Origin of the sequence: Salmonella sp. SA14318, from assembly GCF_029866905.1 — a bacterium.
Classification (GTDB): domain Bacteria; phylum Pseudomonadota; class Gammaproteobacteria; order Enterobacterales; family Enterobacteriaceae; genus Salmonella; species Salmonella enterica.
This window is the reverse complement of the sequence record NZ_CP123282.1, coordinates 928,093-944,636: the sequence shown is the minus strand read 5'-3', so window position 1 is coordinate 944,636 and position 16,544 is coordinate 928,093. Positions and strand designations below refer to the sequence as shown.

At 53.7% G+C, this 16,544-nt stretch carries 14 protein-coding genes; 8 read left to right on the top strand and 6 right to left on the bottom strand.

The window, feature by feature from the left end; translation table 11 throughout:
- Positions 1-105: 105 nt before the first annotated feature.
- The 4 genes from QEN32_RS04515 to syd all read right to left on the bottom strand — a co-directional run bounded on the left by QEN32_RS04515 (position 106) and on the right by syd (position 2,842).
- On the bottom strand, positions 106-555 hold the full coding sequence (locus QEN32_RS04515) for a flavodoxin (RefSeq protein ID WP_000807736.1): 450 nt from the start codon (positions 553-555) through the stop codon (positions 106-108).
- An 18-nt stretch (positions 556-573) separates the two neighbouring features.
- A complete protein-coding gene (gene truC / locus QEN32_RS04510) occupies positions 574-1,356 on the bottom strand; it encodes a tRNA pseudouridine(65) synthase TruC (protein WP_042948842.1) in 783 nt (260 codons plus the stop codon).
- The gene (locus QEN32_RS04505) at positions 1,356-1,685 is read right to left on the bottom strand and encodes a YqcC family protein (protein WP_000207015.1); all 330 of its coding nucleotides are present in this window, start codon (positions 1,683-1,685) and stop codon (positions 1,356-1,358) included. The genes truC and QEN32_RS04505 overlap by 1 nt, the downstream gene beginning before the upstream one ends.
- 611 nt (positions 1,686-2,296) lie before the next feature.
- Positions 2,297-2,842 carry a SecY-interacting protein gene (syd, locus tag QEN32_RS04500; RefSeq protein ID WP_000343990.1) on the bottom strand — a complete coding sequence of 182 codons (546 nt, stop codon included), beginning with the start codon at positions 2,840-2,842 and terminating at the stop codon, positions 2,297-2,299.
- A gap of 68 nt (positions 2,843-2,910) precedes the next feature.
- On the opposite strand from syd, the gene queF reads away from it, so the two are divergent.
- The 5 genes from queF to xni all read left to right on the top strand — a co-directional run bounded on the left by queF (position 2,911) and on the right by xni (position 9,442).
- The gene (gene queF, locus QEN32_RS04495; protein WP_000100456.1) at positions 2,911-3,759 is read left to right on the top strand and encodes an NADPH-dependent 7-cyano-7-deazaguanine reductase QueF; all 849 of its coding nucleotides are present in this window, start codon (positions 2,911-2,913) and stop codon (positions 3,757-3,759) included.
- 112 nt (positions 3,760-3,871) lie between these two features.
- Positions 3,872-5,236, top strand: coding sequence for a nucleotide 5'-monophosphate nucleosidase PpnN (ppnN, locus tag QEN32_RS04490; RefSeq protein ID WP_000627973.1), 1,365 nt, complete (start codon positions 3,872-3,874; stop codon positions 5,234-5,236).
- 564 nt (positions 5,237-5,800) lie between these two features.
- A complete protein-coding gene (gene sdaC, locus QEN32_RS04485) occupies positions 5,801-7,090 on the top strand; it encodes an HAAAP family serine/threonine permease SdaC (protein WP_000450462.1) in 1,290 nt (429 codons plus the stop codon).
- Positions 7,091-7,148: 58 nt separating this feature from the next.
- Positions 7,149-8,516, top strand: coding sequence for an L-serine ammonia-lyase II (sdaB, locus tag QEN32_RS04480; RefSeq protein WP_000626384.1), 1,368 nt, complete (start codon positions 7,149-7,151; stop codon positions 8,514-8,516).
- A 170-nt stretch (positions 8,517-8,686) separates the two neighbouring features.
- The gene (gene xni, locus QEN32_RS04475; protein ID WP_001519360.1) at positions 8,687-9,442 is read left to right on the top strand and encodes a flap endonuclease Xni; all 756 of its coding nucleotides are present in this window, start codon (positions 8,687-8,689) and stop codon (positions 9,440-9,442) included.
- A 91-nt stretch (positions 9,443-9,533) separates the two neighbouring features.
- Here the strand turns inward: xni and fucO are convergent, their stop codons facing one another.
- Entirely contained in the window at positions 9,534-10,682 is a 1,149-nt protein-coding gene (fucO, locus tag QEN32_RS04470; protein ID WP_265321966.1) for a lactaldehyde reductase, read from the bottom strand.
- A gap of 16 nt (positions 10,683-10,698) precedes the next feature.
- Complete coding sequence (fucA, locus tag QEN32_RS04465) at positions 10,699-11,346, bottom strand: L-fuculose-phosphate aldolase (protein ID WP_000440819.1); 648 nt, start codon at positions 11,344-11,346, stop codon at positions 10,699-10,701.
- A 555-nt stretch (positions 11,347-11,901) separates the two neighbouring features.
- Here fucA and fucP point away from each other — a divergent pair.
- The 3 genes from fucP to fucK all read left to right on the top strand — a co-directional run bounded on the left by fucP (position 11,902) and on the right by fucK (position 16,544).
- Positions 11,902-13,218 carry an L-fucose:H+ symporter permease gene (gene fucP, locus QEN32_RS04460; protein ID WP_000528622.1) on the top strand — a complete coding sequence of 439 codons (1,317 nt, stop codon included), beginning with the start codon at positions 11,902-11,904 and terminating at the stop codon, positions 13,216-13,218.
- 31 nt (positions 13,219-13,249) lie between these two features.
- Positions 13,250-15,025 carry an L-fucose isomerase gene (fucI, locus tag QEN32_RS04455; RefSeq protein ID WP_000724126.1) on the top strand — a complete coding sequence of 592 codons (1,776 nt, stop codon included), beginning with the start codon at positions 13,250-13,252 and terminating at the stop codon, positions 15,023-15,025.
- A 100-nt stretch (positions 15,026-15,125) separates the two neighbouring features.
- A complete protein-coding gene (gene fucK, locus QEN32_RS04450; RefSeq protein ID WP_265321965.1) occupies positions 15,126-16,544 on the top strand; it encodes an L-fuculokinase in 1,419 nt (472 codons plus the stop codon).

Sequence of the window (16,544 nt, the reverse complement as noted above, 5' to 3'; positions counted from 1 at the left end):
AGCTAACACGATTCAGTTACTTTACACTGTGTACAGGTCGTTATTTGCTTACTGGCAACGCAAGCAAACGAAAAGGTACCCTCCCGTAGGGGGGAGGGATTTACCTCAGGAAAGTAAAGTTCCCCAGTTTTCAACCCAGGGATTGGATTGGCTCTCCGGCTCCGGATGTTCGCTGGCGTCAATGAATAACATCTCCCCCACCCGCTGCGCGCTTTGCTCTTGCAACAGGGCATCAAACTGTTTGCCGCCATTACAGAAATTGGGGTAGCTGCTATCACCTAGCGCAATCACCCCGTAACGCAGGTTTGGCTGAAAACCCAACGTATCTTTAATGCCGTGAAAGAGCGGCGCAATGCTATCCGGTAGATCGCCCTGCCCGGTCGTCGAGGTAACGACCAGCGCAACCTTATCCTGATATTGCTGCCAGTCGGACAGTTCAGGATCTTCAAACACGGTCGCGCTGTGGCCCTGTCTGGCGAGGATCGCTTCCGCTTCTTCCGCCACCAGCAGTGAGTTGCCATACATAGTCCCGACAAAAATACCAATTTCTGCCATTATGCGTATCTCCCTGAATTATGCCTGATGAGTCTCATCCTGCCGGGACGCCGCCGTAAACTCAACCCTTTCATTGTCAGGGAGAAGTCCACGCCAGCCAAACTGTGTCAGCGCCTGCATCCAGGTTTCATCTAACCCGGCCTGAATTATCAACGGCTGTCCGGTGAAGGGGTGCGTCAGTTCAAGCCGACTGGCATGAAGCATCAGGCGACGACAGGCAAAATGCTCTGCGGCGCTGCGGTTTTGTCGCAAATCGCCATGCTTGCTGTCGCCGATGATAGGATGACGCAGATGCGCCAGATGACGACGAAGCTGGTGCTTGCGTCCCGTTTTTGGTTCCAGCTCAACCAGACCATAACGCGTGGTGGGATAACGTCCGGTCGGCACCGCCATTTCGACCGTCGCCAGCCCGCGATACTGCGTTACAGCCGGCTGGGGCGCTTTATCTTCGCGGGCGAATTTATCGGCAATTTTATCGCGCTCTTCCACCAGCGGATAATCCAGTACCGCGTCATCCATCAGCCAGCCGCGCACAATGGCATGGTAGCGTTTACGGATGTGGTGCTGCTCGAACTGCTGCGCCAGACGGCGTCCCGCTTCGCTGGACAGCCCCATTAACAGTACGCCCGACGTGGGTCTGTCGAGACGGTGGGCGGTAAAAACATGCTGGCCGATTTGGTCGCGCACCGTTTGCATGACCACGACTTTTTCGTCGCGATCCAGCCAGCTCCGGTGAACAAGCCAGCCTGCGGGTTTATTCACGGCAACCAGCCACCGATCTTGATAGAGGATCTCCAGCATCAGGATTTATCGCGGACGAATAGCGCATCCAGATCCTGCAAAACCGCCAGGATCGCCTCCCGCTGCGGATGATCCGCCGCCAGCGCCATTTCATAATAAGGGGCGACGGCAAATGCCTCGGGCAGCGGCTGCGCATTATCAAGTAGGGTATGCATACGTGGGATCAGTACCCATTGCAGCCATTCCAGCGGTTCCATGGTATCCATAAAAAATGGTTGGGTGCTGGTAAACAGGTGCGCCTGCGGCGCATCCTGCCGCCAGTGGCGATGCTCGCGCAGCAGCGTTTCAAGCGCATGTAACTGCTGACGCACACGGTCATGAGTCGTCATGTTAAAAACCTCAATGATGAAAATCTGGCGCGAAGAATAACAAAAAAAAGGGAGCACTGTATAAACAGTGCTCCCGGTTCGTTTCGCAGCATTCCAGCTACTTTTCGTGCTCCCTGCTCATCCGTGACAACTTTTCCTGTGACCTTACGGCCTGTTCATCCTGAACGTTTGCATCCTGCGCACATCGCCCGATGTGATAGCTTCATCCTGAAGCGTCCCTGGTCATCCAGACCCGCCGAACATCCTGATCGGCTCTCGTTCTCCGTCCTGGAGGTGTCCTTTAACGCATCCTGCGCTTTCCACTTTGCTTCATCCTGAAGCCTTTCCTTGTAACACCATCCTGGCGTGTCCTGCTGAAGCGTCATCATCCTGACGTTCGCTTCGTTGTACGACTCCCTGTCGACGAAGATAGAATCGCCTGTTTCACCTTGTCTTACAAGACGCTTACAGACAATACCTTAAGTAAATTTTCATATGAAAGTGCGCAAAAACATTTTAATTAGTTGTTTTATATAGACTTACATAAGAAAACGGGACTCAGTATCCGCTGATATCCTGGCGATCTCCTACAGACTTTGTAAGAGATCTCTCACACCCGTTAGGGCAAACGATTACAGAAGAGGATTAAGTTGCGTAAGGAATTCCGCAAGCGTTGCGGCAAGAACGGTGCGATTACGGGTGCCCAGCGTTTCTTTAATCACCTCGCCGGACAGGTTACAGACCGAAATGACCTCAAGCTCATTTTCCTGCGTCGCAATAAAAAGCGTGGGAGGAAGCTTGAGCCGCTTTTGCGTGACCAAGTGGCCTATCAGATTTTCCTGCACGCGCCGAAAGTCATCCTGACTCCAGGTTTGCAGTAGCGTAAGCTTTTCATCCGCAAACTGCGCGGGCATGTCGCCAGCAAACTGCGTGGTGTAAAACGCGTGGAGCGCAGGTTGTACCATAATATCAAAGGCGCGTTCAACCGCGTTTACATTTTCTTCGCCTTCAAAAGGTTGCGGCTGCCAGTAAACGGCATCGCGGGTTGAAGAAATAATGCACGGAGAAGGTACGCCATACAGTTCTTCGCTCAACGGCCAGCTACCGTGTTTTTCTTGCCACGCGTCGCAGTAACGCGTCGTAAAGGCTTTCAATGCCTGCGCTGTCAGTTCGTCCACCAGTTTCTCTCTTCATAAAAGCCAGGATACACTTGGCGCATAGTGTATCTGGTTTATGACGGTGAAACATGTCTTCTTATGAAAACCATCAGGCTCTCGATGGCCTGACTCTCGGAAAATCAACGGATTACCGGGACAATTATGACGCCAGCCTGCTGCAGGGTGTACCGCGCAGTTTGAATCGTGACCCGCTCGGATTAACAGCCGATAATTTGCCGTTCCACGGCGCGGATATCTGGACGTTGTATGAACTTTCCTGGCTTAACAGCCAGGGTCTTCCACAGGTCGCCGTCGGGCATGTCGAACTGGATTACACCAGCGTTAATTTAATCGAATCCAAAAGCTTTAAACTGTATCTGAACAGCTTTAACCAGACGCGCTTTGACACCTGGGAGACGGTGCGCCAGACGCTGGAGCGCGATCTGCGCGCCTGCGCGCAGGGCAACGTTAGCGTGAAGCTTCATCGTCTTGATGAGCTGGAAGGACAGCCTGTCGCCCATTTCCACGGCGCCTGTATTGACGATCAGGATATCAGTATCGACAACTACCAGTTTACTACCGACTATCTGCAACATGCGGTCAGCGGCGAGAAGCAAGTAGAAGAAACGCTGGTCAGTCATCTGTTGAAATCCAACTGCCTGATCACCCACCAGCCGGACTGGGGCTCGATACAAATTCAGTATCGCGGGCGCAAAATCGACAGGGAAAAACTGCTGCGTTATCTGGTCTCCTTCCGTCACCATAATGAATTTCACGAGCAGTGCGTAGAGCGTATTTTTAATGACATTCTGCGCTTCTGCCAGCCGGAAACGTTAAGCGTTTATGCGCGCTATACCCGCCGCGGCGGGCTGGACATTAATCCCTGGCGCAGCAATACCGATTTTGTGCCCGCCACGGGCAGGCTGGCGCGACAGTAATTTTTTTGTCAATTTTGCGTGCCGGATTGCGCATGTAAGGTTGTGAAAGGTCATCAGCCAGGGCTATTGTAATCAACAGGGAATGGCGTGTTGCGTCCCATAAGGAGTTTACTTGATTACACATATTAGCCCGCTTGGCTCAATGGATATGTTGTCGCAACTGGAAGTGGACATGCTGAAACGCACGGCCAGTAGCGACCTGTATCAACTGTTTCGTAACTGTTCACTTGCCGTTCTTAACTCCGGCAGCCTGACCGACAACAGCAAAGAGCTGCTGTCCCGCTTTGAAAATTTCGATATTAACGTACTGCGCCGCGAGCGCGGCGTGAAGCTGGAATTGATTAACCCGCCTGAAGACGCTTTTGTTGACGGGCGGATTATTCGTGCGCTACAGGCTAACCTGTTCGCGGTGCTGCGCGACATTCTCTTTGTGAATGGGCAGATCCATAATGCCGGTCGTTTCCAGCATCTGGATCTTGAAAGCTCAACACATATCACCAATCTGGTGTTCTCCATTTTGCGCAACGCCCGGGCGCTGCACGTCGGCGAAGCGCCAAACATGGTGGTATGCTGGGGCGGCCACTCAATTAACGAAAACGAGTACCTGTATGCCCGTCGCGTCGGCACGCAGTTGGGATTACGCGAGCTGAACATCTGCACCGGCTGCGGCCCTGGGGCGATGGAAGCTCCCATGAAGGGCGCGGCGGTCGGTCACGCGCAGCAGCGCTATAAAGACAGCCGCTTTATCGGCATGACTGAACCTTCCATTATTGCGGCTGAACCGCCTAATCCGCTGGTGAACGAACTGATCATCATGCCGGATATTGAAAAACGCCTGGAAGCGTTCGTCCGTATCGCACACGGTATCATCATCTTCCCGGGCGGCGTGGGTACGGCGGAAGAGCTGCTTTATTTGCTGGGGATTCTGATGAATCCAGCCAATAAAAATCAGGTGCTGCCGCTGATCCTGACCGGACCAAAAGAGAGCGCCGATTACTTCCGCGTGCTGGATGAGTTTATTACCCATACGCTGGGCGAAGCGGCCCGCCGTCATTACCGCATCATCATTGACGATGCGGCGGAGGTAGCGCGACTGATGAAGAAAGCGATGCCGCAAGTGAAAGAGAATCGCCGCGATACCGGCGACGCCTATAGTTTTAACTGGTCGATGCGTATTGCACCGGATCTTCAGGTGCCGTTTGAGCCGTCGCATGAAAATATGGCCAACCTGAAACTGTACCCGGATCAGCCGGTTGAGATTCTGGCGGCGGATCTGCGACGCGCCTTCTCCGGTATTGTCGCGGGGAACGTGAAGGAGGTCGGGATACGCGCCATTGAAGCTAATGGTCCGTATAAAATCCACGGCGATCGAGAGATGATGCGTCGCATGGACGATCTGCTGCAGGGATTCGTCGCGCAGCATCGTATGAAATTGCCAGGTTCCGCCTACATCCCCTGTTACGAGATCTGCGCTTAGCGCTTATGCCCGGTTGCCGCCAGCAGCCGGGCGCTTCTCCCATTCCTTTCATTGCGGTATGGCAATTAACGTATGCCTTCATTTTTTATGATGATCATCAGAGGCATAGCCCGCATTGTTTTATAAACACCATTTATAATTCACCATAAATAGATTGCCAGGCAAACGTTTACCTCACTCCGCTTACCGTGATTTATCGGTTCAAACTCTTATTCTTCGCCAGAATCCACTAAAAACCTTGATTTTTATAGTCAAACCTCCGTATCTTGCGCCCCAATCTTTCCGGCCTTATATCGTTAATGGTAGCCTTCGCGCCCGGAAATTCGTTATGACGTTTTTTTAATAGATTAATGGTCCAAATTTATCCATGTAAGAAGCGGATTATTGCATTTGAGATCGGGATCACTGATAGATTCATCACTTAAATGTATCTTTCCGCCCGAAAATTATTACGGCGAAAAATTATATAAAAAGCGTCCCTAAGCAGATTTCATTTTACGATCAGGTCTTTTTTCATTGGATTAGACCAGCAACCTGATTTTTAGCATCCTCCAGGAGAAATAGATGGAAACCACTCAGACCAGCACTATTGCTTCGATTGACTCTCGAAGCGCATGGCGCAAAACGGATACCATGTGGATGCTGGGCCTTTACGGCACGGCAATCGGCGCGGGCGTTCTGTTCCTGCCGATCAACGCAGGCGTCGGCGGCATGATTCCGCTCATCATCATGGCGATTCTCGCTTTCCCGATGACCTTTTTCGCACACCGTGGTTTAACCCGCTTCGTGCTGTCCGGTAAAAATCCGGGTGAAGACATCACTGAAGTCGTTGAGGAACACTTCGGTATCGGCGCAGGTAAACTGATTACCCTGCTTTACTTCTTCGCGATTTACCCCATCCTGCTGGTTTACAGCGTGGCGATTACTAATACCGTGGAAAGCTTCCTGACCCACCAGTTAGCGATTAATCCGCCGCCGCGGGCGATTCTTTCCCTGATCCTGATTGTTGGCATGATGACCATCGTGCGCTTCGGCGAGCAAATGATCGTTAAGGCGATGAGTATCCTGGTATTCCCGTTCGTCGCGGCGCTGATGCTGCTGGCCTTGTACCTGATCCCGCAGTGGAACGGCGCGGCGCTGGAAACGCTGTCCTTTGATTCCGCCGCGTCTACCGGTAACGGTCTGTGGATGACGCTGTGGCTGGCGATTCCGGTGATGGTTTTCTCTTTCAACCACTCCCCGATCATCTCCTCCTTCGCGGTTGCGAAGCGTGAAGAGTACGGTGAAGGCGCAGAGAAGAAATGTTCTAAAATTCTGGCCTTCGCCCACATCATGATGGTGCTGACCGTAATGTTCTTCGTCTTCAGCTGCGTGCTGAGCCTGACGCCGGCAGATCTGGCAGCGGCAAAAGAGCAGAACATCTCTATTCTGTCTTACCTGGCGAACCACTTTAACGCGCCGATCATCGCCTGGATGGCGCCGATCATTGCGATGATTGCTATCACCAAATCCTTCCTCGGCCACTACCTGGGCGCGCGTGAAGGCTTTAACGGGATGGTGATTAAATCGCTGCGTGGTAAAGGTAAATCCATCGAAATCAACAAACTGAATAAAATTACCGCGCTGTTCATGCTGGTCACCACCTGGATTGTGGCGACGCTGAACCCCAGCATCCTGGGCATGATTGAAACCCTGGGCGGCCCGATCATCGCGATGATTCTGTTCCTGATGCCGATGTATGCCATCCAGAAAGTACCGGCAATGCGTAAGTACAGCGGTCATATCAGCAACGTATTCGTTGTGATTATGGGCCTGATTGCCATCTCCGCTATTTTCTACTCACTGTTCAGCTAAGTCCTTTAGCGCCGCTTACCGCGGCGCTTCTCTATGATACAACCGCAATGGATGCCCTATGATTAGCGTATTCGATATTTTTAAAATCGGCATTGGCCCTTCCAGTTCTCACACCGTCGGACCAATGAAAGCAGGCAAGCAGTTCACGGACGATCTGATTGCCCGCCATATCCTTACAGATGTCACCCGCGTCGTGGTGGATGTCTACGGCTCTCTGTCATTGACGGGTAAAGGCCACCACACTGATATCGCCATTATTATGGGCCTGGCGGGGAATCTGCCGGACACCGTCGATATCGACGCCATTCCGTCCTTTATCCAGGATGTGAACACCCATGGGCGTTTACTACTGGCCAATGGGCAGCATGAAGTCGAATTTCCGGTCGATAAATGCATGAATTTCCACGCCGACAACCTGTCTCTGCATGAAAACGGGATGCGTATTACCGCGCTGGCGGGCGATAAGGTGCTCTACAGCCAAACCTACTACTCCATTGGCGGCGGCTTTATCGTCGATGAAGAGCACTTTGGTTTGACGAATAGCGAACCTGTTAACGTACCGTACCCTTACAAAACCGCCGCGGATTTACAGCGCCATTGCCAGGAGACGGGTCTGTCGCTCTCCGGTCTGATGATGCAAAACGAACTGGCCCTGCACAGTAAAGAAGCGCTGGAGCAGCACTTCGCCAGGGTCTGGGAGGTAATGCGCAGCGGTATCGAGCGCGGTATCACCACCGAGGGCGTATTGCCGGGCAAACTGCGCGTTCCGCGTCGCGCGGCGGCGCTGCGTCGGGTGCTGGTCAGTCAGGATAAGACCACCACCGATCCGATGGCGGTCGTCGACTGGATCAATATGTTCGCGCTGGCGGTGAACGAAGAGAATGCCGCAGGCGGACGAGTAGTCACTGCGCCGACTAACGGCGCATGTGGTATTGTTCCGGCGGTGCTGGCGTACTATGACAAGTTTATCCGCGAAGTAAATGCTAACTCACTTGCTCGCTATATGCTGGTCGCCAGCGCGATTGGCTCGCTGTATAAGATGAACGCCTCTATTTCCGGCGCCGAAGTGGGTTGTCAGGGAGAGGTCGGCGTGGCCTGTTCCATGGCGGCAGCGGGTCTGGCCGAGCTGCTGGGCGGTAGTCCGGCGCAGGTGTGTATCGCCGCAGAAATCGCCATGGAGCACAATCTGGGGTTAACTTGCGATCCGGTTGCCGGCCAGGTCCAGGTTCCCTGCATTGAGCGTAACGCGATTGCTTCAGTCAAAGCGGTCAACGCCGCGCGTATGGCGCTGCGCCGTACCAGCGAACCGCGCGTATGCCTCGATAAAGTGATTGAGACCATGTACGAAACCGGTAAAGACATGAACGCTAAGTACCGCGAAACTTCGCGCGGCGGCCTGGCGATGAAGATCGTTACCTGCGATTAATTCTCAGCACATTTTAGGATCTGTAGGCCGGATAAGGCGCTCGCCGCCATCCGGCTTTTGTTGCCTGATGGCGCCTCGCTTATCAGGCCTACGGATAGCGCTATTTCGCAATGCTCGCCTCCCCCCGCCGTGAATGTTACCCTACGCGCAGGTTTGTAAGGGAGAACACCGTGGCTGCTCATCTGCTTATCGTCGACGCGCTCAATTTGATTCGCCGTATTCACGCCGTTCAGGGATCGCCCTGTGTGGAAACCTGCCAACACGCGCTCGATCAATTGATTATTCACAGCCAGCCAACCCATGCCGTAGCGGTATTTGATGACGACGCGCGCAGTAGCGGCTGGCGTCATCAGCGTTTGCCGGACTACAAAGCAGGACGTCCGCCGATGCCTGACGATTTACATAATGAAATGCCCGCCCTACGCGCCGCATTTGAACAGCGCGGCGTACGCTGTTGGGCATCAGACGGTAACGAAGCGGACGATCTGGCGGCGACGCTGGCGCTAAAAGTTACCGAAGCCGGACACCAGGCAACCATTGTGTCAACCGATAAAGGCTATTGCCAGTTGCTCTCTCCGGGATTGCGCATTCGCGACTACTTCCAGAAACGCTGGCTGGACGCGCCGTTTATTGAAAAAGAGTTTGGCGTACTTCCCCGGCAGTTGCCGGATTACTGGGGTCTGGCAGGAATCAGCAGTTCGAAAGTCCCCGGCGTTGCCGGTATCGGCCCCAAAAGCGCGACCCAGCTGTTGATTCAGTTTCAAAATCTGGAGGGAATTTACGCCCATCTGGACGAGGTGCCGGAAAAGTGGCGCAAAAAACTTGAGACGCATAAAGAAATGGCATTTCTTTGCCGCGATATTGCACGTCTGCAAACCGATTTACATATCGACGGAAACTTACAGCAGCTACGGCTGGCGCGGTAGTTTTGTTGCCGGATGGCGGCGTGAACGCCTTATCCGGCCTACAGAACTGCACGAAATGTAGAGCGGATAAGCGCAGCGCCATCCGGCAAAATTACCAGGCGATATGATACAGTTCGACAATGTCCGCCAGACTCGCTTCACGCGGATTGCCGCCCGTACAGACATCATCGAACGCCGCCTGCGCCAGCGCCGGGATATCCTCTTTTCGAACGCCGACATCACGCAAATGCAGCGGAATTCCCACATCGCGATTTAACGCAAATACGGCTTCCACTGCGGCATTACGCGCCTCTTCAAGACTCAATCCTTCTACCTTCACCCCCATCGCCCGGGCGATATCACGGAATTTCGCGTTGGTAGACCCGGCATTGAAACGCATCACATGCGGAAGCAAAATAGCATTCGCGACGCCGTGTGGCGTGTTGTAAAACGCGCCCAACGGATGCGCCATCCCATGCACCAGTCCCAGCCCCACATTGGAAAACCCCATCCCGGCAACGTATTGCCCCAGCGCCATCGCCTCACCGGCCTCTTTTTCTCCGGCTACGGCGCCGCGTAGCGCGCCAGCAATAATCTCAATGGCTTTGATATGTAAGGCATCCGTCAGCGCCCATGCGGCCCGGGTAATATAGCCTTCAATAGCATGGGTTAGCGCATCCACGCCCGTTGCCGCTTTCAGCGCGGGCGGCATACCGTCCATCATATCGGCATCGATAAATGCCGCCTGCGGAATATCATGCGGATCGACACAAACGAATTTGCGCCGTTTCTCTTCATCGGTAATCACATAATTGATAGTGACTTCCGCCGCGGTTCCCGCCGTTGTCGGGATCGCCATAATCGGCACGCTGGGTTTACGGGTCGGCGATAGCCCTTCCAGACTGCGCACATCGGCAAATTCCGGATTGTTACTGATAATACCGATCGCTTTGCAGGTATCCTGCGGAGAACCGCCGCCAATGGCGATGAGATAGTCCGCGCCACTTTGGGTAAAGACCTTAAGCCCTTCCTGGACAACGGAAATCGTAGGATTAGGGATCACGCCCGCATAGATCTCCCACGCCAGCCCTGCGGCATCCATTCTGCTTGTCACTTTATCGACCACACCGCATTGCACCAGCGTTTTATCGGTAACAATCAGCGCTTTATGATAACCGCGGCGCGTCACCTCATCGGTTAATGCGTCCACCGCTCCCCGGCCAAACCATGCCGTTTCATTCAGAATCATTCTGTTCGCCATCGCCTGTCTCCTGACATCACTCTTCAATACGTAACCCGTAAGTTTTAAATTTCTCCAGTACGATAGCGATCGCCTCGTCATCCAGTACCGGTACCGGATCGACAATGGCCAGCGTACTTAAATAGAGCTGCGCCAGCACTTCCACTTCATGCGCCAGCCACAACGCTTTGTCTAAATTTTCTTCACAAGCGATAAGCCCGTGATGCTGTAACAGCGTCGCTTTACGATTTTTAAGCGCCACGGCAACATGGTCAGAAAGTTCGCGGGTGCCAAAAGTGGCGTAGGGCGCGCAGGGAATAGAGTTTCCTCCTGCGGCGGCAATCATGTAGTGAATCGCCGGAATCGGGCGATTCAGGATCGAGACTGCCGTACAATGGACAGCGTGGTTATGTACCACGGCATTGGCGTCAGGGCGCGTCTGGTATGCCGCCATATGAAAACGCCACTCGCTGGAAGGCAGCTTGCCCTGCTCATGCTGACCGTCTGCATCAATAAAGACAATGTGCGACTCTGTCAGCTTCTCGTAGGGGATCCCCGTCGGCGTAATCAGCAATCCGCCCTGATAACGTACGCTCACGTTACCTGCCGTCCCCTGATTTAACCCTAACCGCGTCATTTCCAGACAGGTATCAATAATCTGCCGCGCCAGTCTATTTCGTTCCATTATTTACCTCTCTCTGTGATTCAAAATGAGACAACAAAACCGCCTTTCGCATCGCGCTGCTGTCCTGTTGAAATAATCGAATAGTTAGCAACTATCATCATACTGAATAAAGAGAAGGGAATTTAAATAACGATATTTTGTGATTCACATCAATTAATTCGCCACGATAAACCAGACGACTACCGTTTCTCTCGCCGATAAATGCCCGCTCTTAATAATATTTTTTAAAACGGGCAAAAATGAAGAATAAGTTACTACTGCCCGTTTTCGTGGCAATAATTTAATTCGGGCATTCAGTCTGTGGTTTTTTAAATTAAACATCTCAAACGGTCATTTTTTTATGGAAATTAAAGTGATGATAATCACAGAACGCTCTGCTCTCAGGTATAAATGTGACCGCCATCATATTAAAAGGCCTTTTTTATTTGAAAATGACTCCATGAGTTCATTCCGGACGCCAATTTATTACCGGAAAGAAAAGCGAACTCACCTAATTTTACGGTCTGGTGACCAGAACCGACCGCACGCAAAAGCTTCTGAACCGATGAGGATGCTATGGGAAACACAACAATACAAACGCAGAGTTTTCGTGCTGTGGATGCAGAGCAAAGCAAGAGCAAGCGCTACATTATTCCATTCGCCTTACTTTGCTCGCTATTTTTTCTGTGGGCCGTCGCCAATAATCTGAATGACATTTTATTACCGCAGTTTCAACAAGCTTTTACGCTAACTAACTTTCAGGCCGGACTTATTCAGTCAGCCTTTTATTTCGGTTATTTCGTCATTCCAATCCCCGCTGGGATTTTGATGAAAAAACTCAGTTATAAAGCAGGGATTATCACCGGACTTTTTTTGTATGCTGTTGGCGCCGCATTATTCTGGCCTGCCGCTGAGATAATGAATTACACATTGTTTTTAATTGGCCTGTTTATCATCGCCGCTGGTTTAGGTTGCCTTGAAACAGCAGCCAACCCTTTTGTTACGGTATTAGGTCCAGAAAGCGGCGGACATTTCCGGCTTAATCTGGCGCAAACTTTTAACTCCTTTGGCGCTATTATCGCCGTTGTGTTTGGGCAAAGCCTTATTTTGTCTAACGTGCCGCATCAATCGCAAGAAGCGCTTGATAAAATGACGCCGGATCAGCTTAGCGCCTATAAACACAGCCTGGTGTTATCGGTACAAACGCCATACATGATTATCGTCGCCATCGTATTAGTAGTTGCGCTGCTGATTATGCTGACCAAATTTCCGGCCCTGCAAAGTGACGATCATAGCGATGCTAAACAAAGCTCTTTCTTATCTTCTCTCTCCCGACTCATCCGTATCCGCCACTGGCGCTGGGCGGTGCTGGCGCAGTTCTGCTACGTGGGGGCGCAAACCGCCTGCTGGAGCTATCTGATCCGCTACGCCATTGAGGAGATCCCTGGAATGACGCCCGGTTTCGCCGCCAACTACCTGACCGGCACGATGGTGTGCTTCTTTATCGGCCGTTTCACCGGGACCTGGCTTATCAGCCGCTTCGCGCCGCATAAAGTGCTGGCCGCCTACGCCCTGTTTGCCATGCTCCTGTGTCTGATTTCCGCCTTTAGCGGCGGACATATCGGCCTGCTGGCGCTGACGTTGTGTAGCGCATTTATGTCAATCCAGTACCCGACCATCTTCTCGCTGGGTATCAAAAATCTGGGACAGGACACTAAGTACGGCTCGTCTTTTATCGTCATGACCATTATTGGCGGCGGTATTGTCACGCCAGTAATGGGCTTCGTTAGCGACGCCGCAGGCAAAATCCCGACCGCCGAACTGGTTCCGGCATTGTGCTTTGCCGTCATCTTCATTTTTGCCCGTTTCCGTTCACAAGCGGCGACAAACTGAACATTTATCCGAATAACGTGAGGAATCTGTCATGAAAAAAATCAGCTTACCGAAAATCGGTATCCGCCCGGTGATTGATGGGCGTCGTATGGGCGTACGCGAGTCGCTCGAAGAGCAAACCATGAATATGGCGAAAGCGACGGCGGCGCTCATCACCGAGAAAATCCGCCACGCCTGCGGGGCACAGGTGGAGTGCGTCATTGCGGATACCTGTATTGCCGGAATGGCGGAATCCGCCGCCTGTGAAGAAAAATTCAGTAGCCAGAACGTGGGCGTGACCATTACCGTTACGCCGTGCTGGTGCTATGGCAGCGAAACCATTGATATGGACCCGATGCGTCCAAAAGCCATCTGGGGCTTTAACGGCACAGAGCGTCCTGGGGCGGTTTACCTTGCCGCGGCGCTGGCGGCGCACAGCCAGAAAGGCATTCCAGCGTTCTCCATTTATGGCCATGACGTGCAGGATGCCGACGATACCTCCATTCCCGCCGACGTCGAAGAAAAACTGCTGCGTTTTGCGCGGGCAGGGTTAGCGGTAGCCAGTATGAAAGGCAAAAGCTACCTCTCCGTCGGCGGCGTGTCGATGGGGATCGCGGGTTCCATTGTCGATCATAACTTCTTTGAATCCTGGCTGGGCATGAAGGTGCAAGCGGTAGATATGACCGAACTGCGCCGCCGTATCGATCAAAAAATTTATGATGAGGCCGAACTGGAGATGGCGCTGGCGTGGGCGGATAAAAACTTCCGCTACGGCGAAGATCAGAACGCCTCGCAGTATAAGCGCAATGAAGCCCAGAACCGCGCGGTGTTAAAAGAGAGCCTGCTGATGGCGATGTGTATTCGCGACATGATGCAGGGCAACAAGACGCTGGCGGACAAAGGGTTAGTTGAAGAATCGCTGGGCTACAACGCCATTGCCGCCGGCTTCCAGGGCCAGCGCCACTGGACCGATCAATACCCGAACGGCGATACCGCCGAAGCGCTGCTCAATAGCTCTTTTGACTGGAATGGCGTACGCGAACCGTTTGTCGTCGCCACCGAAAATGACAGTCTGAACGGCGTAGCGATGCTGTTCGGCCATCAACTCACTGGTACCGCGCAGATATTCGCCGACGTGCGAACCTACTGGTCGCCGGAAGCCGTAGAACGCGTCACCGGCCAGGCGCTCAGCGGCCTGGCGGAACACGGCATTATTCACCTGATTAACTCCGGTTCTGCCGCTCTGGACGGTGCCTGTAAACAGCGCGACAGCGAAGGCAAGCCGACCATGAAACCGCACTGGGAAATCAGCCAACAAGAGGCGGATGCGTGTCTGGCGGCCACCGAATGGTGCCCGGCGATTCACGAATACTTCCGCGGCGGCGGCTACTCATCCCGTTTCCTGACCGAAGGCGGCGTGCCATTCACCATGACCCGCGTGAATATCATCAAAGGCCTGGGACCAGTGCTGCAAATCGCCGAGGGCTGGAGCGTCGAACTGCCGAAAGCGATGCACGATCAGCTTGATGCCCGCACCAACTCTACCTGGCCTACCACCTGGTTTGCGCCGCGTCTTACCGGCAAAGGTCCGTTTACCGATGTCTATTCGGTGATGGCGAACTGGGGCGCTAACCACGGCGTACTCACCATCGGCCATGTAGGGGCGGACTTTATTACTCTCGCCGCGATGCTGCGTATCCCGGTATGTATGCACAACGTGGAGGAGGCGAAGATCTACCGTCCTTCCGCCTGGGCGGCTCACGGTATGGATATCGAAGGCCAGGATTATCGCGCCTGCCAGAATTATGGCCCGCTGTATAAACGTTAATGCGGCTTAGCCCGGTGACGCAGGCTTACCGGGCCTACGGGCGCATGAACCGTAGGCCGGATAAGCGTAGCGCCATCGGGCGGCGTTTATGGAGTTATCTATGAAACAAGACGTTATCCTGGTTCTCGACTGCGGTGCGACAAACGTTCGGGCGATCGCCGTTGATCGCCAGGGGAAAATTGTCGCCCGCGCCTCAACCGCTAACGCCAGCGACATTGCCGCAGAAAATAGCGCCTGGCATCAGTGGTCACTGGACGCCATCCTGCAACGTTTCGCCGACTGCTGCAGGTCACTCTCCAGCGCCCTGTCGGAGTGTGTTGTTCGCGGTATTACGGTGACTACGTTCGGCGTCGATGGCGCGCTGGTCGATGCGCAGGGTAAGCTGCTCTACCCGGTCATCAGTTGGAAATGCCCGCGAACCGCTGCCGTGATGGAAACGATTGAGCGCTCTATCTCGCCCCGGCAATTGCAGACGCTCTCCGGCGTCGGCGCGTTCAGCTTTAACACGCTGTATAAACTGGTCTGGCTTAAAGAGAATCATCCGCGCCTGCTGGAACAAGCTCACTGCTGGCTGTTTATCTCGTCGCTGATTAACCACCGTCTGACCGGCGAGTTTACGACCGATATCACTATGGCAGGCACCAGCCAGCTACTGGATATCCATCAGCGCGACTTTAGTCCGGAAATCTTGCAGGCGACGGGCCTGGCGCGCCGCCTGTTCCCGCGTATCGTGGAAGCGGGCGCCCCGATAGGCACGCTACAGACAGACGCGGCCAGGCTGCTTGGTCTCCCGGCGGGTGTGCCGGTGATCTCTGCCGGACACGATACTCAGTTTGCGTTATTCGGCGCTGGCGCGCAGCAAGGTGAACCGGTGCTCTCCTCCGGAACATGGGAGATTCTGATGGTGCGCAGCGGTCAGGTGGATACCTCGCTGCTCAGCCAGTATCCGGGCTCGACCTGTGAACTGGACAGTCAGTCGGGGCTTTATAACCCCGGAATGCAGTGGCTGGCCTCCGGCGTACTCGAATGGGTACGAAAACTGCTGTGGACGCCGGAAACACCATGGCAAACGCTGATCGACGAAGCGCGCGCTATTCCCGCTGGCGCGGAAGGCGTACGGATGCAGTGCGATCTGCTCGCCTGCCAAAATGCAGGCTGGCAGGGCGTGACGCTCAATACCACCCGCGGCCATTTCTATCGCGCCGCGCTGGAAGGCCTGACGGCGCAACTTCAACGTAATCTGCGCACGCTGGAGAAAATCGGCCATTTTAACGCCACAGAACTGTTACTGGTTGGCGGCGGCAGTCGCAACGCTTTATGGAATCAAATTAAAGCGAATCAGCTTGATATCCCTATCAAAGTGCTGGACGACGCGGAAACCACCGTGGCCGGCGCTGCCATGTTTGGCTGGTACGGCGTAGGCGAATTTAGTAGCCCGGAACAGGCGCGCGCGCAGGTCAATTATCAGTATCGCTATTTCTGGCCGCAAACCGAACCTGAAATTATTGATGGAGTATGA